Consider the following 18868-nt stretch of genomic DNA (forward strand, 5'->3'; position numbering starts at 1 on the left):
ATACGTCCGCTCTGCGGACCGTTGTGTTCAGCGGCTTTGCCCCCTACGGCTTCGCCCCCGAAACCCAGGAAGCAGGAAGAGGGAAAACACCATGAGCAGCACCACCGTGGAGCTGACCAAGGAAAACTTCGATCAGATGGTCACGGAGAACGAGTTCGTGCTGATCGACTTCTGGGCGTCCTGGTGCGGGCCCTGCAAGCAGTTCGCCCCCGTGTACGAGAAGTCCGCCGACGCCAACCCGGACCTGGTCTTCGGCAAGGTCGACACGGAGGCGCAGCCGGAGCTGGCCGCCGCGTTCGGCATCCAGTCGATTCCGACGCTGATGATCGTCCGTGACCAGGTGGCCGTGTTCGCTCAGCCGGGCGCGCTGCCGCAGGAGGCTCTGGACGACGTGATCGGACAGGCTCGCAAGCTCGACATGGACGAGGTCCGCAAGTCGGTCGCCGAGCAGCAGGCGCAGGCCGCGCAGCAGCCCGAAGAGGGCTGAGCCCGACAGTCGCGGGTGGAGGCGGTCGCCCGTGTGGCGGCCGCCTCTCCTTGTCTCCCCCAAGAACTTCTCAGGTCGTCAGGTCGTCAAAAAGTTCTCAGGTCGATTCGCGGGGCACCGCGCTCGCCCCCATCACGTCCCTGACCTCGGGTTCCGCCGCCGGATCGCGCACCAGCCGGTCGACGAGTCCGGCGAGCTCCTCGCCGGAGGGCAGGTCGATCCGGACCGTGCTGAGGCGGGGGCGCAGCAGGCGGCCGAGCATCAGGTCGTCGGCGCCGACGACGGCGACCTCGCCCGGGATGTCGACGCCCGCGTCCTGGAGTGCGCGCATCAGCAGCATCGCGTACTCGTCGTTGTACGCGAACACGGCGGCCAGGCCCAGCTCCCGGATCTGCCCGGCGACGCGGGCCGCGTCCGCTTCCTCGTACGAGAGGGGCAGCCGCACCACGCCCGCCCCGGATTCCGCCACGCCCGCGAGGCGGGGCAGCGCGAACGTGCCGAGGCCGTCCTCCCGGGGCATGACCACGCCGATCCGCCGGTGTCCGCGGGCGCGGAGGTGTTCACCGGCGGCGCGGCCGACCTCGCGGTGGTCCATGAGCAGGGCGTGCGCGCCTTCCACGGGGTCGGGGCCCAGCGTGATGACGGCCTTGGCGCCCGATCGCCGGAGGATGCCGACGCCGTCGGGGCCCATGCCGGTCGGGGCCAGGACGGCGACCGGGCGCAGTTCGGCCCAGGCGCGGGCCGCCTCGTCACCGCCGACGCCGACGCTGCCGTACTGCACGACGGTGTAGTCGAGGCGGCTGAGCGCCCACTGCAGCTCGTTGAGGAAGCCGCTGTAGAGCGGGCCCACGGGCACTTCGGGGGTCGGCATCAGGACGATGCGGGTGTGGCCGGCGCGCAGGCTGCGGGCGGCCGCGTGCGGGACGTAGCCAAGTTCCTTCGCGGCCTCGTGGACGCGGCGCCGGGTGGGTTCGCTGATCCGGACGGCGCTGGTGTTGTTCAGGACGTAGCTGACCGTGGCCCGTGAGACCCCGGCCAGGCGCGCGACGTCGGCGCTCGTCGGCACGGCGCCCCGGGCTGTCCCGGCGGCCCTGGGAGGTGCGACCTCGGGAGATCCGGACGGCTGGGCGTGTTGCTGCTTCGGTATCTGCACCATGTCCCCCGGCATCTTTCCAGACGTGCCCCGGCGGGCCCGCCCCGGGCGTGCCGGGCGACGGGCCGGCTATCCGGCCGCCAGCGTCGGCCACAGCTCGGGCCGCTCGAACCCGAGCGCCCACACAACGGTGTGCGGCACCCCGTATTTGCGCAGAACGGGCAGGTGGGCGGCGGTGCCGCGGGCGTCCTGGTACCAGACCGTGCGGCGTGTTCCGCCGTCCTTGTACGTGAAGTGCGGGGTGTGCGAGGCCGGGTCGAGGGCGTAGGGCGCCTTGACCTTGCGGCGCAGCGCCTCCGCCTCCGTCGAGGTCAGGTGCCTGGCGCGGGCCTTGCTGCCGACGGCCCAGTCCCAGCCGTACGCCGGCAGGCCCATCTCCAGTTTGGCGCGCGGTACTTCGGCGGTCGCGCGGGCCAGGATCTCGTCGTACCACTGCGGTGTCGACAGCGGTCCCGGCGCCCCTTGGGCGTAGTGCATGTTGTACGCCATGATGCGCATCCGGTCGGCGGCGGCGCCGAGTTTCCGGTAGTCCCAAATGCGGCCGGTGGTACGGGTCTTGGGGGTGACGGTGACGAAGCACTGTTTGCGCAGGGCGTGCAGCCGCGCGCACAGGTCGGTGACGAAGGCGGCGTAACCGGCGCGTACCGCCGGGTACTTGGCTTCCGGGGTCGGTGCGATCGACTCGTAGTCGAGGTCGAGTCCGTCGTAGGCGCGGCTGTTGACGACCGCGAGCAAGGCCTTTACGTGCGCCGCGCGCTGAGCGGGGCTGGTCAGGACGGCGGCCAGGGCGCCGGGCTTCATCTGTTCGTTGACGGTCGGGACGACCTGGATGCCCTTGGCACGCAGGCCCTTGATGATGCGCTGCTCGCCGGCTCCGGGGTGGCCGACGACGCCGGTGGCCGATCTCGTCTCGTACCAGAAGGGGCTGATGGTGCGGATCTGCGCGGCGTGTGCGAGGGCGTCGCGGTAGGCGGCCTCCTGGCCCCAGTAGGGCAGCCAGGCCGAGACCGTGCGCGGGGGCGGCGCGGAGCGGACGGGGGCCGCGGCGATCAGCGTGAGCAGTACGGCGAGGCCAGACAGGCCGGCCAGGCCGGTCAGGGCGGACAGGGCGCTTCGGTGTATTCGTCGTGCCATGTGCCGAGCCTGTGCGGCGCCCGGCCCACCCGCCGCGCGAATTGGGCCGTCCAGGCTCTAACGTGACCCGCGTGACTGCCTTTACGGATACGGATGACCACGCGTACGAGCACCCCGGCCGCAGCGGCGCGACGGCCACGGTGGAGGCCGAGCCGCGCCAGGTGGGGCGGGTGCGCACCGAGTACGCGCCGGCGCACGACGGCGACCCGGACCCGGGCGAGATCGTCTGGACGTGGGTGCCCTTCGAGGAGAACGACGGGCGTGGCAAGGACCGGCCGGTGCTCGTCGTCGCGCGCGAGGCCGCGGGCACGCTGCTCGCCGTGCAGCTGTCCAGCAAGCGGCACGCGAACGACCGGGAGTGGGTGCCGCTCGGTTCGGGTCCGTGGGACGCCAGCGGCCGTGACTCGTGGGTGGACGTGGACCGGGTGCTGCGCGTGCACGAGCGGGGGATGCGCCGCGAGGCGTGCGCCCTGGACCGGGGCCGCTTCAACCTGGTGGTGCTGCGGCTGCGGGAGCGCTACGGCTGGCAGTGACGCCTCGCGCGACGGTCCGGGGCTCGGCATCGCCGACCGTATGCACGGACGACCAAAGCTCGGCATCGTCACCTTTTCATGAACACGTCGTGCGTGATCGGTGACGGCCGGGGCAACAGTTTTCCGACCCGCTCAGGATGCGCCGGGCACTCTTGTGCGAACCGGCGGGAACGTCTTGGGTGGATCGAGCGTTGCCAGAAACGGCCCGCACCGGGCCGAATCGCCGGCATGGCCCCCACCGGGGACCATGGGATGCACGAGGACCAGGAGGCCCCGGCATGAGCGAGGGAGACTGTAAGGCGCTCGGTGACCCGGTCACCGAGGCCGAGGCGGAGGCCCTGGTACAGGGCATCTGCTTCAAGACCGGCCCGCCCCGCACGGTGGGTGTGGAGCTGGAGTGGATCGTCCACGAGCCGCGACGCCCGCGGCTCCTGGTGGCACCCGAACGACTCGATGCGGCCTACGTCGCACTGCGCGCCCTGCCACTGAGCTCGGCGCTCACCGTGGAACCCGGCGGACAGCTGGAGCTCAGCTCGCTCCCTGCCGCCTCGCTGATGGAATGCGTCTCGGCCATGCAGGCCGATCTGACCGCCGTCCGCGCCGCGCTCCGCGGTCACGGACTCGTCCTGTCCGGCCACGGCACCGATCCGTGGCGGCCACCGCGCCGCGTCCTCCGCCAGCCCCGCTACGACGCCCTGGAGGCGTCCCTCGACCGGGCAGGACCCGCCGGGCGGTCCATGATGTGCTCTTCCGCCTCCGTTCAGGTGTGCCTGGACGCCGGATACGAGGAGCCCGGTCCGCTCGGCCACGGCAGACGCTGGCGGCTCGCCCATCTGCTCGGCCCCGTCCTGGTCGCCGCATTCGCCAACTCGCCCTTGTTGTCCGGCCGTTCGACGGGCTGGGCCTCCACGCGTCAGCTGTTGTGGGAGCGCATCGCGGTGGGCCGTTCGGGCGCGCCGCCGCTCGACGGCGAGCCGCGCGCGGCGTGGGCACGGCATGTCCTGGACGCACCGGTGATGTGTGTGCGCACGGACAGCGGCCCGTGGCACGTCCCTGAGGGCCTGTCGTTCCGCGAGTGGATCCGCGGCGGCGGGCCGCGGCCGCCGACCCGCTCCGACCTCGAGTACCACCAGAGCACACTGTTCCCGCCGGTACGGCCGCGCGGCCACCTCGAACTGCGCATGATCGACGCGCAGCCGGGCGACGACGGGTGGCTCGTGCCGCTCGCCGTGACGACCGCCCTGTTCGACGATCCGCAGGCCGCCGAGACCGCGTACCGGGCCGTCAAACCCCTCGCGGAGCGGGCGGGCCCGCTGCCCGCGCCGCACAATCCGCTGTGGCGGGACGCGGCCCGGATCGGCCTCGCCGACCCTGAGCTGCGCGAGGCCGCGACGGCCTGCTTCACGACGGCCCTGGACGCGCTGCCCAGGATCGGCGCGGGGGACGACGTACGGAAGGCGGTCGCGGACTTCACGCACCGCCATGTCGTACGCGGCCGCTGCCCCGCCGACGACGTGCTCGACCTGCTTCCCGAACCCGCACAGGGGAGGACCGTCCGCTCATGACCACCGAGGAGAACGTCACCACCGACCCGGAGGCGCTGCGCCGTCGCGCGGCGGACGCCCTTCTCGCCGCGCGCCGTCGCACCACTCTCCTGACGAGCTGCGTGGAGGGGCCCGAACTGACCGCGCAGCACTCGCCGTTGATGTCACCGCTGGTGTGGGATCTGGCGCACATCGGCAACCAGGAGGAGCAGTGGCTGTTGCGGGCGGTGGCGGGCCGTGAGGCGATGCGGCCCGAGATCGACCCGCTGTACGACGCGTTCGAGCACCCGCGCGCCGAGCGCCCGCGGTTGCCGCTGCTCGCACCGCAGGAGGCCCGCGGCTACGCGGCAGATGTGCGCGGCCGGGCGCTCGACATCCTGGACACGGCGTCGTTCGCGGCGGACGGCGCCGACCGGCTGACCCGCTCGGGCTTCGCCTTCGGCATGGTCGCCCAGCACGAACAGCAGCACGACGAGACGATGCTGATCACGCATCAGCTCAGGTCGGGCGCGGCCGCGCTGACCGCGTCCGACCCCGGGCGGCCGGCGGAGCCCTTCGACGGTCCGGCCGAAGTCCTCGTCCCCGGCGGCCCGTTCACGATGGGCACGACGGCCGAGCCGTGGGCGCTGGACAACGAGCGGCCCGCGCACACCCGGCTCGTGCCGCCCTTCCACATCGACACGACGCCCGTGACGAACTCCGCGTACATGGAGTTCATCGCGGACGGCGGCTACCGCGAGACCCGCTGGTGGGAGCCCGCGGGCTGGGCCATGGTCCGCGACGGCGGCTTCGAGGCGCCGCGGTTCTGGCGCCGGGACGCGGGCCAGTGGCTGCGCCGGCGCTTCGGGGTGACGGAGGTGGTTCCGCCCGACGAGCCGGTGCTGCACGTGAGCTGGTACGAGGCCGACGCCTACGCCCGCTGGGCCGGGCGGCGCCTGCCGACCGAGGTGGAGTGGGAGAAGGCCGCCCGCTTCGACCCGGAGTCGGGCCGCTCCCTGCGCTACCCGTGGGGCGACACCGATCCGACGCCGGAGCGCGCGAACCTGGGCCAGCGCCATCTGCGCCCGGCCACCGCAGGCAGTTACCCGCTGGGTGAATCCCCGCTGGGGGTACGGCAGTTGATCGGCGATGTCTGGGAGTGGACGGCGAGCGACTTCCTGCCCTATCCCGGTTTCGTCGCCTACCCCTACCGCGAGTACTCGGAGGTGTTCTTCGGCCCCGATCACAAGGTGCTGCGCGGCGGCTCGTTCGCGGTGGACGCGGTGGCCTGCCGGGGCACGTTCCGCAACTGGGACCTGCCGATCCGCCGGCAGATCTTCGCCGGCTTCCGGACGGCGCGCGACGGCCGGCCGCAGGACGGCTCCTGATGTGCCGTCACCTGGCCTACCTGGGGCCGCCGGTAGCGCTCGGCGAGGTGCTGGACGCGCCGCCGCACAGTTTGTTCCGCCAGTCGTGGGAGCCGCGCAGACAGCGGCACGGCACGGTCAACGCCGATGGTTTCGGCGTGGGTTGGTACGCGGACGGCGATCCGACGCCCGCCCGGTACCGGCGCGCGGGGCCGATCTGGGGCGACCAGTCGTACGCGGACCTGGCCCGGGTGGTCCGCTCGGGAGCGCTGCTCGGGGCCGTCCGGGACGCCACGCTCGGCGGTGCCGACGGAGAGGCCGCGGCAGCCCCGTACACGTCCGGGCCGTGGCTGTTCAGCCACAACGGCGCGGTGCCCGGCTGGCCGCGCTCGCTGGCGCCGTTGGTTCCCACGCTGCCCGCGGTCGAGCTGCTGTCGATGGAGGCCCGCTGCGACGCGGCGTTCCTGTGGGCGCTGGTGCTGCACCGGCTGCGCGCGGGCGACGACGAGTCACAGGCGCTGGCCGACACCGTCGCCGAGGTCGCCGGGGCGGCGCCGGACGCCCGCCTCAATCTCCTTCTCACCAACGGCGAGACGATCACCGCGACCGCCTGGGGCGACACCCTCTGGTATCTCTCCGAACCCGGCCGCCGCACCGTCGTCGCCTCCGAGCCGTACAACGACGATCCGCACTGGATCGAGGTGCCCGACCGCACGCTGCTCGCGGCGAGCCGCACCGACGTCTTGCTGACCCCCCTCAAGGAGCCGTCCGCGTGAGCCCGTACGCCATGACCCGCACTCTTCCCGAGGACGCCACCGACGCCGCTCTGCGCGCCGACGTCCTGACCGGCCTGACCGCCGCTCCCAAGACGCTGCCGCCCAAGTGGTTCTACGACGCGCACGGCAGCGAGCTGTTCGACAAGATCACCACGCTGTCCGAGTACTACCCGACCCGCGCCGAGCGGGAGATCCTCGTGGGGCGCGCCACGGAGATCGCGACGACGACCGGAGCGCGGACCCTGGTCGAGCTGGGCTCGGGCTCCTCCGACAAGACCCGCCATCTGCTGGCCGCGTTCCCGGAGCTGACCACCTACATCCCCGTGGACGTGAGCGAGAGCGCGCTGCGGGGCGCCGCGGAACTCCTTCTCACCGAGCACCCCGCGCTCGACATCCACGCCCTGGTCGCCGACTTCACCGGCGCGCTCGCGCTCCCCGAGACGCCCGGCCCGCGCCTGGTGGCGTTCCTCGGCGGCACGATCGGCAATCTGCTGCCCGAGGAGCGGGCGGCGTTCCTCACGTCGGTGCGGGGGCTGCTGGCGCCCGGCGACTTCTTCCTGCTCGGCACCGACCTGGTCAAGGACGAGGCGACGCTGGTCGCCGCGTACGACGACAGGGCGGGCGTCACCGCGGCGTTCAACAAGAACGTGCTGAGCGTGGTGAACCGTGAACTCGGCGCCGATTTCGATCTCGACGCCTTCGACCACGTGGCCGTGTGGGATCCGGAGCGGGAGTGGATCGAGATGCGGTTGCGCTCCGCGGTGGCGCAGACCGTGAAGGTTCCCGCGCTGGACCTCGCGGTGAACTTCGCGGCGGGCGAGGCGTTGCGCACGGAGGTGTCGGCCAAGTTCCGGCGCGCGGGCGTACAGGCCGAACTCGCTTCGGCAGGGCTTGAGTTGGTGCGCTGGTGGCCGGATTCGGAGGGTCGGTTCGCGCTGTCGCTGAGCTCCGTCCCGGCCACCTGATTCACGCCCGGTACGCGAAGGTCACTCGCCGCTCTCGTCCAGGCGGCGGGTGATCTCCCGGGACGCCTTCTTCGCCGCGGTGGCCGGGTCCGCGCCGGACAGGACCTGGGACATGTAGGCCTTGATGGGGTTGTCGGCGGCCTCCACGCCCGCCCAGAGCGGGGAGGCGGGCGTCGCCTTGCCGTGGGCCGCGCCGACGGCCATGGCGGCGACGCCCGGCTCGTCGGCCACGGCGTCGGCCAGGGTCGTCTTGTTGGGGACGTAGTTCATGGTCCTGGCCAGCTCCGTGTTCCATTCCTTCCCGGCCAGGGCCTTCACCACGGCGACCGCGCCCGGCCGGTCGCCGGTGTTGCCCGCGACGACGAGGTCCGAGCCGCCGGTGAAGACGGCGCCCGCCCGTGCGGCCGTCTTGCCGGGGATCGGAAAGTAGCCCAGTTTCCCCTTCAGGGACGGGTTCTTGCGGACGATCTGCTGGGCCGCGCCGGGGACCGAGATGATCTGGGCGATGTCGCCCTTCGCGAACTCGTCGGCCTGCGAGGGGTGCTCCTCGTCGGCGTTCTTCGGCCCGCCGCCCAGCGCCTGCAGCTGCTGGTAGAAGTCCATGGCGCGGAGTGCGGCCGCGGTGTCCAGGGCGCCGGTCCAGCTGCCCGCCGACTGGTGCGCCAGCTCGCCGCCCTCGTCCCAGATGAACCCGGACAGCGTGTACCAGTCCTGCCCGGCGAGGTAGATGCCCTGTTTGCCGCCGGAGTCGAGGCGGCTCGTCGCATCGAGCCATTCCTCGCGCGTCCTGGGCGGATTCTTGATGCCGGCCTGCGTGAAGAGGTCCTTGTTGTAGATGACGACGCGGTTGGCGGCGTACCAAGGGATGCCGTACTGGCGGGACTTGTCGACGCCGGGTTCGGCGAGGCCGGGCAGCCAGTCCTGCATACCGAGGTCGCGCGCGGACTCCAGGGACAGGTCGAGCAGGCCGCCCCCCTCGACGTACTGCGGGACCTGCGTGTTGCCGACCTCGATCACGTCGGGGGTGCTGTCGTCGGCGTGGCTGCGCTGCAGCGCCTTGGTGACTTTTTCGCCGATACCGGTCCACTCCTGGATGCGGATGTCCAGGCGTACGTCGGTGTTCTCGGCCTCGAACTCCTTGGTGAAGCGCTTGATGAACGCGTCCGACGCACTGTTGCGCATCAGCCACACGGTGACGGTGCGCCGATCCGGCTCGCCGCCCGGGAGGACGCCGCATGCGCTGGTGAGCGCACCGGACACGACAACGAGGGAACCGAGGGACAGTACGGCACGGCGGGATCTCACGAGGGTCGCTTTCTGCCTGCGGACAGGGAGGATCGCCCGACGTGGGGGAAGAGCGCTCGGCTCGTACGGGTATGTAGTTGAATTTTGGTATGTACCAATCGGACGGTCAAGAGTTACCGAGAAGTAAGTCGAACACGTCGAACACGCGCACCGTCCGTCCCCTCGCGATCAGCGGCCCCCTGGGGCACGGTGGAACCATGTCGAACCACACATATCGCGTCACCGAGATCGTCGGCACCTCCCACGAAGGCGTCGACCAGGCCATCCGCAACGGGATCGCGCGCGCCTCACAGACCGTGCGCAACCTCGACTGGTTCGAGGTCACGCAGGTCCGCGGCCAGGTCGTCGACGGGGACGTCGAGCACTACCAGGTGGGCCTCAAAGTGGGCTTCCGGCTGGACGAGGACTGACACCGTCCGCCCGGCGCCGCCCAGGCGGCACGGTCCGGCCGGCACCTTCTCAGGTCCGGCCCTCGCGCTCCTGGGCGTCCTTCAGCGCCGCGGACGTGCTCGCCCAGCGGGCCCGTACGACGGAGAATCCGGCGCGCTCCGCCTCGTCGCACACCAGCTCGTCGTCGTCGACGAGCATCCGTACGGTGCGGCCGCGCGCCAGTCGGCGCAGCACCTCCAGCTTCGTGCGCCGCGCGGGCCTGCGGTCGTCGTCGCGCCGCATCTTCAGCGCTCCCGCGGGCAGGCCCTGGGCCGCGAGCCACGCCTCGGTGTCGGCGCGGCAGCGCTCGGGCCGCCCGGTCAGGTACACCACCTCGCACTCGCGCGCGCTGTCCAGAGCCAGCGCCACCCCCTCGGCGAGCGGCGGATCCTGCGGGGCCGCCGCGAAGAAGCCGTTCCAGTCCCGCGGCCTGCGCTCCAGAAACCGCTGCCGGTGGGCGGTGTCGGCGAGCGTGCCGTCCAGATCGAATACGGCCAGCGGCCTCGGGTCCGGGGTCATGACGGCACCCTATGGGGCGGGTCAGGGAATCCCTGCGGAGCCACTGTGTTGAAACAACCGTGACCACCGTGATCGAAACGACCCGCTTCTCCGTCCTGGACCGCTCCCGCACCCGCGAGGGCCACACCGGCCCCGAGGCGCTGCGCGACACCGTCTCGCTCGCCCAGGACCTGGAGCGCCTCGGCTACCGGCGGCTCTGGGTCTCCGAGCACCACGGAGTGCCCGGCGTCGCGGGATCCGCCCCGACCGTCCTCGCGGCGGCCGTCGCGGCGGCGACCCGCACGATCCGCGTCGGCACCGGCGGCGTCATGCTCCCCAACCACCAGCCGCTCGTCGTGGCCGAGCAGTTCGGGGTCCTGCACTCCCTGTTCCCGGGGCGGATCGACATGGGGATCGGCCGGTCCGTCGGCTTCACGGACGGGGTCCGCGCGGCCCTCGGCCGCGACAAGGACGCCGCCGACGCCGCGGATTTCGCCGGGCAGCTGGACGAGTTGCTCGCCTTCTTCACGGGCACGTCGTCGACCCGCGCCCACGCACGGCCGAGCGAAGGCCTGACCGTGCCGCCGTACGTACTGGCGATGGGCGAGGGCGCGTCGATCGCCGCCCGCGCCGGGCTGCCCATGGTGATCGGCGACTTCCGCGGCCGGGAGAAGATGCTGCGCGGCATCGACCGCTACCGCGCCGAGTTCCGCCCCTCGGCCTGGGCCGACGAGCCGTACGTCATGATCTCCGGGACGGTCGCCGTGGCCGGCAGCGAGCCGGAGGCCCGACGGCTGCTCGTGCCCGAGGCCTGGTCGATGGCGTACTCCCGCACGCACGGCACCTTCCCGCCGCTGCCGCCCGCCGAGCGCGTCTCGGCCCTGGAGATGACCGCCAAGGAGCGCGAGCTGTACGAGTCCGGACTGCGCGGCCACATCGCGGGCACGGAGCAGCAGGTCGCGGACGAGCTGGAGACCGTCATCAAGGAGAGCGGTGCGCAGGAGGTGCTGGTCACGACCAGTACGTACGATCGCGAGGGCCTGCTGGAGTCGTACCGGAGGCTGGCGAGGATCGCCCGGCTCAGCCCGGTCTAGAGAGCCGGAGGGCCCGGTGCGGCGGTGACCCGCCCGGGGGTGGTGCCGCCGCATGATGATGCAGCACGGCGGCCTAGAATCGGGTGGTTTGCCCCTGCCCCTCCCCTGCTACCGCCACTCCGGCCGCGGTCGGCCCGCGACCGCCGTACGACCTGGAGCCGCCCTCATGACCCAGCCGTCCTCGCCCGACCCCCGCCACGACGGCTTCGTCCGGGTCCGCAACGCCCGTGAGCACAACCTCAAGGGCGTCGACGTGGACGTACCGCGGGACGTCATCGCGGTGTTCACGGGGGTGTCGGGGTCGGGGAAGTCGTCGCTCGCGTTCGGCACGATCTACGCGGAGGCGCAGCGCCGCTATTTCGAGTCGGTCGCGCCGTACGCGCGCCGCCTCATCCACCAGGTCGGCGCCCCGAAGGTGGGCGCGATCAGCGGCCTGCCGCCCGCGGTGTCGCTGCAGCAGAGCCGGTCGGCGCCGACGTCCCGCTCGTCGGTCGGCACGGTCACCACGCTCTCGAACTCGCTGCGGATGCTGTTCTCCCGCGCCGGGAACTACCCGCCGGGGGCGGAGCGGCTCGACTCGGACGCCTTCTCGCCGAACACCGCGGCCGGTGCGTGCCCGGCCTGTCACGGCCTCGGGCGCGTGCACCGCACCACCGAGGCGCTCCTGGTACCCGACCCGTCGCTCTCGATCCGCGACGGCGCGATCGCCGCGTGGCCCGGCGCCTGGCAGGGTAAGAACCTGCGCGACGTCCTCGACGCGCTCGGCTACGAAGTGGACCGGCCCTGGCAGGAGTTGGCGCAGGCGGACCGCGACTGGATCCTGTTCACGGACGAGCAGCCGGTGGTCACGGTGCACCCGGTGCGGGACGCGGGCCGCATCCAACGCCCGTATCAGGGCACGTACATGAGCGCGAACCGGTACGTACTGAAGACGTTCGCCGACTCCAAGAGCCAGACGCTGCGCGCGAAGGCGGAGAAGTTCCTGGACAGCGCGCCGTGTGCGGTGTGCGGGGGCGCCCGGCTGCGGGCCGAGGCACTGGCGGTGACGTTCGCGGGACGGACGATCGCCGAGCTGGCACGGCTTCCGCTGGCGGAGCTGGCCGGAGTCCTCGCCAGCGCCGACGACGCCTCCGAGACGGCCCGGGTTCTCACCGATGACCTGAAGGCCCGCATCGGCACGGTCACCGAGCTCGGGCTCGGATATCTGAGCCTCGACCGGGCGACGCCGACGCTGTCCGCGGGCGAGCTGCAACGGCTGCGGCTCGCCACGCAGTTGAGGTCCGGTCTCTTCGGCGTCGTGTACGTGCTCGACGAGCCGTCCGCCGGACTGCACCCGGCGGACACGGAGTCGCTCCTGACCGTCCTCGACCGTCTCAAGGCGGCCGGCAACTCGGTGTTCGTCGTCGAGCACCAGCTGGACGTGATGCGGCACGCGGACTGGCTGGTCGACGTCGGCCCGCTGGCCGGGGAGCACGGCGGGCAGGTACTGCACAGCGGCCCGGTGGCGGGGCTGCGGGAGGTCGAGGCGTCGGCGACGGCACGCTTCCTCTTCGACGACGCGCCACAGGGCGAACGTCAAGTACGGGAGCCCGCGGGCTGGTTGAAGGTCGGCCCGGTGTCCCGGCACAATCTGCGGGACGTGACGGTGGAGATCCCGTCGGGCGCGTTCACCGCCGTCACGGGAGTCTCCGGGTCCGGCAAGTCGACGCTGATCGGCGAGATCACGGAGGACCTGGCGGGCGTCGGACGGCTGGTGGTCGTCGACCAGAAACCGATCGGTCGGACGCCGCGCTCCAACTTGGCGACGTACACGGGCCTGTTCGACGTCGTACGGAAGGTCTTCGCGGGCACGGACGAGGCGAAGGGCCGGGGGTACGGCGTCGGCCGCTTCTCCTTCAACGTCGCGGGAGGGCGCTGCGAGACCTGCCAGGGCGAGGGCTTCGTCAGCGTCGAACTTCTCTTCCTGCCGAGCACGTACGCGCCGTGCCCGGACTGCGCGGGCGCGCGCTACAACCCCGAGACGCTCCAAGTGACGTACCGGGGCCGGAACATCGCCGAGGTGCTCGATCTGACCGTGGAGTCCGCGGCCGTGTTCTTCGCCGACGACGACGCGGCCGGGTCCGTGCTCCGCAGCCTGCGCACCCTCCTGGACGTGGGGCTCGGCTATCTCCGCCTCGGCCAGCCCGCCACCGAGCTGTCCGGCGGCGAGGCGCAGCGCATCAAGCTGGCCAGCGAGTTGCAGCGCGTGCGTCGCGGCCACACCCTGTACCTCCTCGACGAGCCGACCACCGGACTGCACCCGGCCGATGTGGAGGTACTGCTGCGCCAGCTGCACGGGCTGGTCGACGCGGGTCATTCGGTGGTGGTCGTCGAGCACGACATGGCGGTGGTCGCCGGCGCGGACTGGGTGGTCGACATGGGGCCGGGCGGGGGCGACGCGGGCGGCCACGTTGTCGTCGCGGGGCCGCCCGGGGCGGTGGCCGGTGACTCGATGAGCCGCACCGCTCCTTACCTAGCGCGCGCCCTGGGCCGGTGACCGCAGCTTCCCCTTGGCCAGTTTCCCGGTCGGGGTCCGCGGGAGGCCGGGTACGAACTCCACCTCCCGCGGCACCTTGTAGTGCGCCATCCGGTCCCGTACGTACGCGATCAGCTCGTGCTCCAACTCCCGCCCCGGAGTGCTCCCTTCGGCGGCCTGCACCACCGCGCGCACGGACTCCCCCATCTCTTCGTCCGGCACACCGATGACCGCGACGTCGGCGACGGCGGGATGCAGCACCAGGCAGTCCTCCACCTCCTGCGGGTAGATGTTGACACCCCCCGAGATGATCATGAACGCCTTGCGGTCGGTGAGAAAGAGGTAGCCGTCCTCGTCGACATGGCCGATGTCGCCCGTGGTGGTCCAGTGCGGGTGTTCCGGGTGCTGCGCCTCGCGCGTGCGGTCCTCGTCGTGGTGGTAGCGGAACGGCAGCGCGTCCCGCTCGAAGTAGACGACACCCGTCTCCCCCGGCGGCAGCACCTTCCCCGCCTCGTCGCAGACCCGCAGCTCGCCCAGGATCCCGGCGCGGCCCACGGACCCCGGCTTGCGCAGCCACTCCTGCGGCCCGATGAAGGTGATCCCGTTCCCCTCGGTCGCCGCGTAGTACTCGTACAGCACGGGCCCCCACCACTCCATCATCCGCCGCTTCACCTCGACGGGACAGGGCGCCGCCGCGTGGATGGCGACCTTCATCGACGAGGTGTCGTACCTCGCGCGCACCGCGTCCGGGAGCTTGAGCATGCGCACGAACATCGTCGGCACCCACTGACTGTGCGTGACCCGGTGACGCTCGATCGCCGCCAACGCCCCCTGCGCGTCGAAGGAGTTCATGAGGACGACAGTGCCGCCCGTCGCGATGATCGTGCCGCAGAACCGCAGCGGCGCCGCGTGGTACAGCGGGGCCGGGCACAGGTAGACGGTGTCCTCGTCGAAGCCGTACATGGGCTGGAAGAGCAGCTGGTACGTGGAGGGGTCGGTGCGGATGTCCCCTTCGGGCAGCGCCGGTTCGATGCCCTTGGGGCGGCCCGTCGTGCCGGACGAGTAGAGCATGTCGGCACCGCGCGGCTGGATCGCGGGCGGCTCTGCCGAGGCGGCGGCCAGCGCCGCGTCGTACGTCCCGTCGCCGAAGCCGAGGCGGTGCGTCACCTCGGGAACCAACTCCGTTACGCGTGAGCCGAGTTCACCAAGAGTGCCGTCGGCGACGATCAGTGCGGCCGCCCCGCAGTCCCGCACGATATAGGCGGCCTCCTCGGCGGTCAGATGGTGGTTGACGGCGGTGAGGTAGAGGCCCGAGCGCAGGGCGGCCCAGTACACCTCCATGACGCGCGGATCGTTGTCGGACAGCAGGGCCAGATGGTCGCCCCTGCGCAGCCCCTGCACGCGCAGATGGTCGGCGAGGCGCAGTGAGTTGTCCTCCAACTCGCCGTAGCTGAGGGTGGTGTTGCCGTCGGCCGTGACGACGGCCGGCCTGGCTCGGTCGTACGCTCCCGGGTACATGGGAACGACGGTACGCCAGAGAGGTGACGAGGCGTCAGGGGCGTACGGCGACCTGCTCCCGGCCGGTGCGCGGACGCGACGACGGGACCGGGGTTGAGCACCACTCCCGGTCCCGCCCACCCCGCGCTGTTCGCGGGACGTCATGGATGGATCGAATCGGATCAGGCGCGGCTGACCTTCCGGTTGGCGCGCAGCCACTCCTTGTTCATGCTGGTGATGGAGAACAGCGGGATGCCCTTGGGGCAGGCCGTCGCGCACTCGCCGGTGAGCGTGCAGCCGCCGAAGCCCTCCTCGTCCATCTGGGCCACCATGTCCAGGACGCGGGTCTCGCGCTCGGGCGCGCCCTGCGGCAGCACGTTCAGATGGTTGACCTTGGCGGAGGTGAAGAGCATGGCCGCGCCGTTCGGGCAGGCCGCCACGCACGCACCGCAGCCGATGCACTCGGCGTTCTCGAAGGCGAAGTCCGCGTCCGGCTTGGGGACGGGCGTGGAGTGCGCCTCCGGGGCCGCGCCGGTCGGCGCGGTGATGTAGCCGCCGGACTGGATGATCCGGTCGAAGGCCGTGCGGTCGACGACCAGGTCCTTGATGACGGGGAACGCGGAGGCGCGCCACGGCTCGATGTCGATCGTGTCGCCGTCCTTGAAGGACCGCATGTGGAGCTGACAGGTGGTGGTGCGCTCCGGGCCGTGCGCGTCGCCGTTGATGACGAGCGAGCACGCGCCGCAGATGCCCTCGCGGCAGTCGTGGTCGAAGGCGACGGGGTCGTCGCCCTGGACGATGAGTTCCTCGTTGAGGGTGTCGAGCATCTCCAGGAACGACATGTCCTGCGAGATCCCGTCCACCTCGTACGTGGACATGGCGCCTTCGGCGTCGGCGTTCTTCTGGCGCCAGACGCGCAGGGTGAGCTTCATGCGTAGCTCCGCTGAGTGGGGTGGACGTACTCGAAGACGAGGTCTTCCTTGTGCAGGGCGGGGGCTTCACCGGTCTCGGTGAACTCCCAGGCCGCCGCGTAGGAGAACTCCTCGTCGACGCGGGCGGCCTCGCCGTCGGGGGTCTGCGACTCCTCGCGGAAGTGACCGCCGCAGGATTCGGCGCGGTGCAGCGCGTCGAGGCACATCAGCTCGGCGAGCTCGATGTAGTCGACGACGCGGTTCGCCTTCTCCAGGGACTGGTTGAACTCCTCGCCGGTGCCGGGGACCTTGATGCGCCGCCAGAACTCCTCGCGGATCTGCGGGATCCGGTCGAGCGCCTTGCGCAGGCCCTCCTCGGTGCGGGCCATGCCGCAGAACTCCCACATCAGCTCGCCGAGTTCACGGTGGAAGGAGTCAGGGGTGCGGTCCCCGTCGACGGCGAGCAGCTTCGCGAGCCGCTCCTCGGTCTCCCGCACGACCTCGACGGTGGCCGGGTGCTCGGCGTTCACCTCATCGGTGTGCGGGTGCTTCGCCAAGTAGTCGTTGATGGTGGCCGGGAGGACGAAGTAGCCGTCCGCGAGGCCCTGCATCAGTGCGGAGGCGCCGAGCCGGTTGGCGCCGTGGTCGGAGAAGTTGGCCTCACCGATCGCGAACAGGCCGGGGATCGTGGTCTGCAGGTCGTAGTCGACCCACAGGCCGCCCATCGTGTAGTGCACGGCCGGGTAGATCCGCATGGGCACCTTGTACGGGTCCTCGTCGGTGATCCGCTGGTACATGTCGAAGAGGTTGCCGTACTTGGCCTCGACCGCCTTGCGGCCCATGCGCTGGATGGCGTCCGCGAAGTCCAGGTACACGCCTTGCCCGCCGGGGCCGACGCCCCGGCCCTCGTCGCACACGTTCTTCGCGGCGCGCGAGGCGATGTCGCGGGGCACGAGGTTGCCGAACGCCGGGTAGATGCGCTCCAGGTAGTAGTCGCGCTCGTCCTCGGGGATCTCGTTCGCCGGACGGGTGTCGCCCTTGGCCTTCGGCACCCAGATGCGCCCGTCGTTGCGCAGCGACTCGCTCATCAGGGTCAGCTTCGACTGGTGGTCGCCGGTGCGCGGGATGCAGGTGGGGTGGATCTGTGTGAAGCAGGGATTGGCGAAGTAGGCGCCGCGCCGGTGGGCGCGCCAGATGGCGGTCGCGTTGGAGTTCATCGCGTTGGTCGACAGGTAGAAGACGTTGCCGTAACCGCCGGAGGCGAGCACCACGGCGTCCGCGAAGTAGGTGTCGATCTTGCCCGTGATCAGATCGCGGGCGACGATCCCCCGCGCTTTCCCGTCGACGACGACGAGGTCGAGCATCTCCGTACGCGGATGCAGCTCGATGGTGCCTGCGGCGACCTGCCGGCTGAGTGCCTGGTAGGCGCCGAGCAGCAGCTGCTGTCCCGTCTGGCCTCGGGCGTAGAACGTGCGCGAGACCTGCACACCGCCGAACGAGCGGGTGTCGAGCAGGCCGCCGTACTCACGCGCGAAGGGCACGCCCTGGGCGACGCACTGGTCGATGATCTCCACCGAGATCTGCGCGAGCCGGTGCACGTTCGACTCGCGGGCGCGGAAGTCGCCGCCCTTGACGGTGTCGTAGAAGAGGCGGTGCACCGAGTCGCCGTCGTTGCGGTAGTTCTTCGCGGCGTTGATGCCGCCCTGGGCTGCGATCGAGTGGGCGCGGCGTGGCGAGTCCTGGTAGCAGAACTGGACGACGTGGTAGCCCTGTTCCGCAAGGGTGGCCCCGGCGCTGCCGCCGGCCAGTCCTGTGCCGACCACGATGACGGTGTGCTTGCGGCGGTTGGCGGGGTTGACCAGCTTCGCCTCGAAGCGGCGCGTGTCCCAGCGCTCGGCGACGGGTCCGGTCGGCGCCTTGGTGTCGACGACCGGTTCGCCGGTTGAGTATTCCGCGTAGGTGGTCATGTTCTTCAGCTCACCAATCCGGTCATCACGCCCACGGGCACGGCGATGAAACCGAGCGTGAGCAGTACGGCGAGAACGTTGCCGACGGTCTTCAGGACGCGGTCACGGGTCCGGCTGCCGACGCCGAGGGTCTGCGCGGCGCTCCAGAACCCGTGCTGGATGTGCAGGCCGAGGGCGAGCATCGCGACGATGTAGATGACGTTGCTGTACCAGGTCGAGAACGTGTCGATGATGTTCTGGTACGGGTGCAGGTGCTCGTAGCCGCCCGGGTGCACGGTGCCCGTGGTCAGGTCGAGGATGTGCCAGACGATGAAGAGGGCGAGGATGATGCCGCCCCAGCGCATGGTGCGCGTGGCGTAACTGGCGCCGGGCTTCTTGTGCACGTACTTGCTGGGGCGCGCCTTGATGTCGCGGCGGCTGAGCTGGTACGCGGAGGTCGCGTGGGCCACGACGGCGACGACGAGCACGATGCGCACGAGCCACAGGGCCCACTCGTAGTGGAGCACCGGCTCGCCCATGGTGCGCAGCCAGTGGGCGTAGTGGTTGATCTCGCCGGGCCCGAAGAAGATCTTGAGGTTCCCGATCATGTGCGCGACCAGGTAGAGCAGCATCACGATGCCGCTGACAGCCATCACCGTCTTCTTGCCGACGGAGCTGTCCCAGATCGTGCGTGTCATGGACGGTCGTCGGTCCGTCCGCGTTGCCAGAGCCATG

Annotated in this window: 17 protein-coding genes; 9 read left to right on the plus strand and 8 right to left on the minus strand. The window is 71.2% G+C overall.

Annotated features, from left to right (window positions below; genetic code table 11):
* Window positions 1-91 precede the first annotated feature (91 nt).
* Window positions 92-487: a thioredoxin gene (gene trxA / locus ACIREE_RS05295; protein ID WP_363195219.1), complete on the plus strand. Its 396-nt coding sequence runs from the start codon at window positions 92-94 to the stop codon at window positions 485-487.
* A 97-nt stretch (window positions 488-584) separates the two neighbouring features.
* Here the strand turns inward: trxA and ACIREE_RS05300 are convergent, their stop codons facing one another.
* Both ACIREE_RS05300 and ACIREE_RS05305 read right to left on the minus strand, forming a co-directional pair.
* Window positions 585-1643, minus strand: coding sequence for a LacI family DNA-binding transcriptional regulator (locus ACIREE_RS05300; RefSeq protein ID WP_404146489.1), 1059 nt, complete (start codon window positions 1641-1643; stop codon window positions 585-587).
* Between the two features lie 66 nt (window positions 1644-1709).
* The gene (locus ACIREE_RS05305; protein ID WP_404146491.1) at window positions 1710-2774 is read right to left on the minus strand and encodes a glycosyl hydrolase family 18 protein; all 1065 of its coding nucleotides are present in this window, start codon (window positions 2772-2774) and stop codon (window positions 1710-1712) included.
* 71 nt (window positions 2775-2845) lie between these two features.
* Between ACIREE_RS05305 and ACIREE_RS05310 the strand changes: the two genes are divergently transcribed.
* The 5 genes from ACIREE_RS05310 (at window position 2846) to egtD (ending at window position 7938) form a co-directional block, all read left to right on the plus strand.
* Window positions 2846-3307 carry a type II toxin-antitoxin system PemK/MazF family toxin gene (locus ACIREE_RS05310; protein ID WP_404146494.1) on the plus strand — a complete coding sequence of 154 codons (462 nt, stop codon included), beginning with the start codon at window positions 2846-2848 and terminating at the stop codon, window positions 3305-3307.
* Between the two features lie 278 nt (window positions 3308-3585).
* Complete coding sequence (gene egtA / locus ACIREE_RS05315) at window positions 3586-4872, plus strand: ergothioneine biosynthesis glutamate--cysteine ligase EgtA (RefSeq protein WP_404146497.1); 1287 nt, start codon at window positions 3586-3588, stop codon at window positions 4870-4872.
* Window positions 4869-6218 carry an ergothioneine biosynthesis protein EgtB gene (egtB, locus tag ACIREE_RS05320; RefSeq protein WP_404146500.1) on the plus strand — a complete coding sequence of 450 codons (1350 nt, stop codon included), beginning with the start codon at window positions 4869-4871 and terminating at the stop codon, window positions 6216-6218. Before egtA ends, egtB begins: the two co-directional genes overlap by 4 nt.
* The gene (egtC, locus tag ACIREE_RS05325) at window positions 6218-6973 is read left to right on the plus strand and encodes an ergothioneine biosynthesis protein EgtC (RefSeq protein ID WP_404146503.1); all 756 of its coding nucleotides are present in this window, start codon (window positions 6218-6220) and stop codon (window positions 6971-6973) included. The genes egtB and egtC overlap by 1 nt, the downstream gene beginning before the upstream one ends.
* Entirely contained in the window at window positions 6970-7938 is a 969-nt protein-coding gene (gene egtD, locus ACIREE_RS05330; protein ID WP_404146505.1) for an L-histidine N(alpha)-methyltransferase, read from the plus strand. The genes egtC and egtD overlap by 4 nt, the downstream gene beginning before the upstream one ends.
* 21 nt (window positions 7939-7959) lie before the next feature.
* Here egtD and ACIREE_RS05335 read toward each other — a convergent pair whose 3' ends face one another.
* A complete protein-coding gene (locus ACIREE_RS05335; RefSeq protein ID WP_404146508.1) occupies window positions 7960-9198 on the minus strand; it encodes an extracellular solute-binding protein in 1239 nt (412 codons plus the stop codon).
* A 242-nt stretch (window positions 9199-9440) separates the two neighbouring features.
* On the opposite strand from ACIREE_RS05335, the gene ACIREE_RS05340 reads away from it, so the two are divergent.
* Window positions 9441-9653: a dodecin gene (locus ACIREE_RS05340; RefSeq protein ID WP_404146510.1), complete on the plus strand. Its 213-nt coding sequence runs from the start codon at window positions 9441-9443 to the stop codon at window positions 9651-9653.
* A 49-nt stretch (window positions 9654-9702) separates the two neighbouring features.
* Here ACIREE_RS05340 and ACIREE_RS05345 read toward each other — a convergent pair whose 3' ends face one another.
* Window positions 9703-10191, minus strand: coding sequence for a hypothetical protein (locus ACIREE_RS05345; RefSeq protein WP_404146513.1), 489 nt, complete (start codon window positions 10189-10191; stop codon window positions 9703-9705).
* A gap of 11 nt (window positions 10192-10202) precedes the next feature.
* Between ACIREE_RS05345 and ACIREE_RS05350 the strand changes: the two genes are divergently transcribed.
* Window positions 10203-11264 (plus strand): MsnO8 family LLM class oxidoreductase, encoded by a 1062-nt coding sequence (locus tag ACIREE_RS05350; protein WP_404146516.1) that lies wholly within the window; start codon window positions 10203-10205, stop codon window positions 11262-11264.
* A 166-nt stretch (window positions 11265-11430) separates the two neighbouring features.
* A complete protein-coding gene (locus ACIREE_RS05355) occupies window positions 11431-13800 on the plus strand; it encodes an ABC transporter (protein WP_404146518.1) in 2370 nt (789 codons plus the stop codon).
* Here the strand turns inward: ACIREE_RS05355 and ACIREE_RS05360 are convergent.
* From ACIREE_RS05360 to ACIREE_RS05375, 4 genes are all read right to left on the minus strand, one after another.
* Window positions 13777-15297 carry an acyl-CoA synthetase gene (locus ACIREE_RS05360; RefSeq protein WP_404146520.1) on the minus strand — a complete coding sequence of 507 codons (1521 nt, stop codon included), beginning with the start codon at window positions 15295-15297 and terminating at the stop codon, window positions 13777-13779. The two genes, ACIREE_RS05355 and ACIREE_RS05360, sit on opposite strands and share 24 nt — an antisense overlap.
* Window positions 15298-15458: 161 nt before the next feature.
* Window positions 15459-16208, minus strand: a complete 750-nt coding sequence (locus ACIREE_RS05365) for a succinate dehydrogenase/fumarate reductase iron-sulfur subunit (RefSeq protein WP_404146523.1) — start codon at window positions 16206-16208, stop codon at window positions 15459-15461.
* Window positions 16205-18154: a fumarate reductase/succinate dehydrogenase flavoprotein subunit gene (locus ACIREE_RS05370; protein ID WP_404146526.1), complete on the minus strand. Its 1950-nt coding sequence runs from the start codon at window positions 18152-18154 to the stop codon at window positions 16205-16207. Before ACIREE_RS05370 ends, ACIREE_RS05365 begins: the two co-directional genes overlap by 4 nt.
* Window positions 18155-18159: 5 nt before the next feature.
* Window positions 18160-18867 carry a succinate dehydrogenase gene (locus tag ACIREE_RS05375; protein WP_404146529.1) on the minus strand — a complete coding sequence of 236 codons (708 nt, stop codon included), beginning with the start codon at window positions 18865-18867 and terminating at the stop codon, window positions 18160-18162.
* Window position 18868 lies beyond the last annotated feature (1 nt).

It is taken from the genome of Streptomyces sp. NPDC102467 (assembly GCF_044765445.1).
GTDB lineage: Bacteria > Actinomycetota > Actinomycetes > Streptomycetales > Streptomycetaceae > Streptomyces.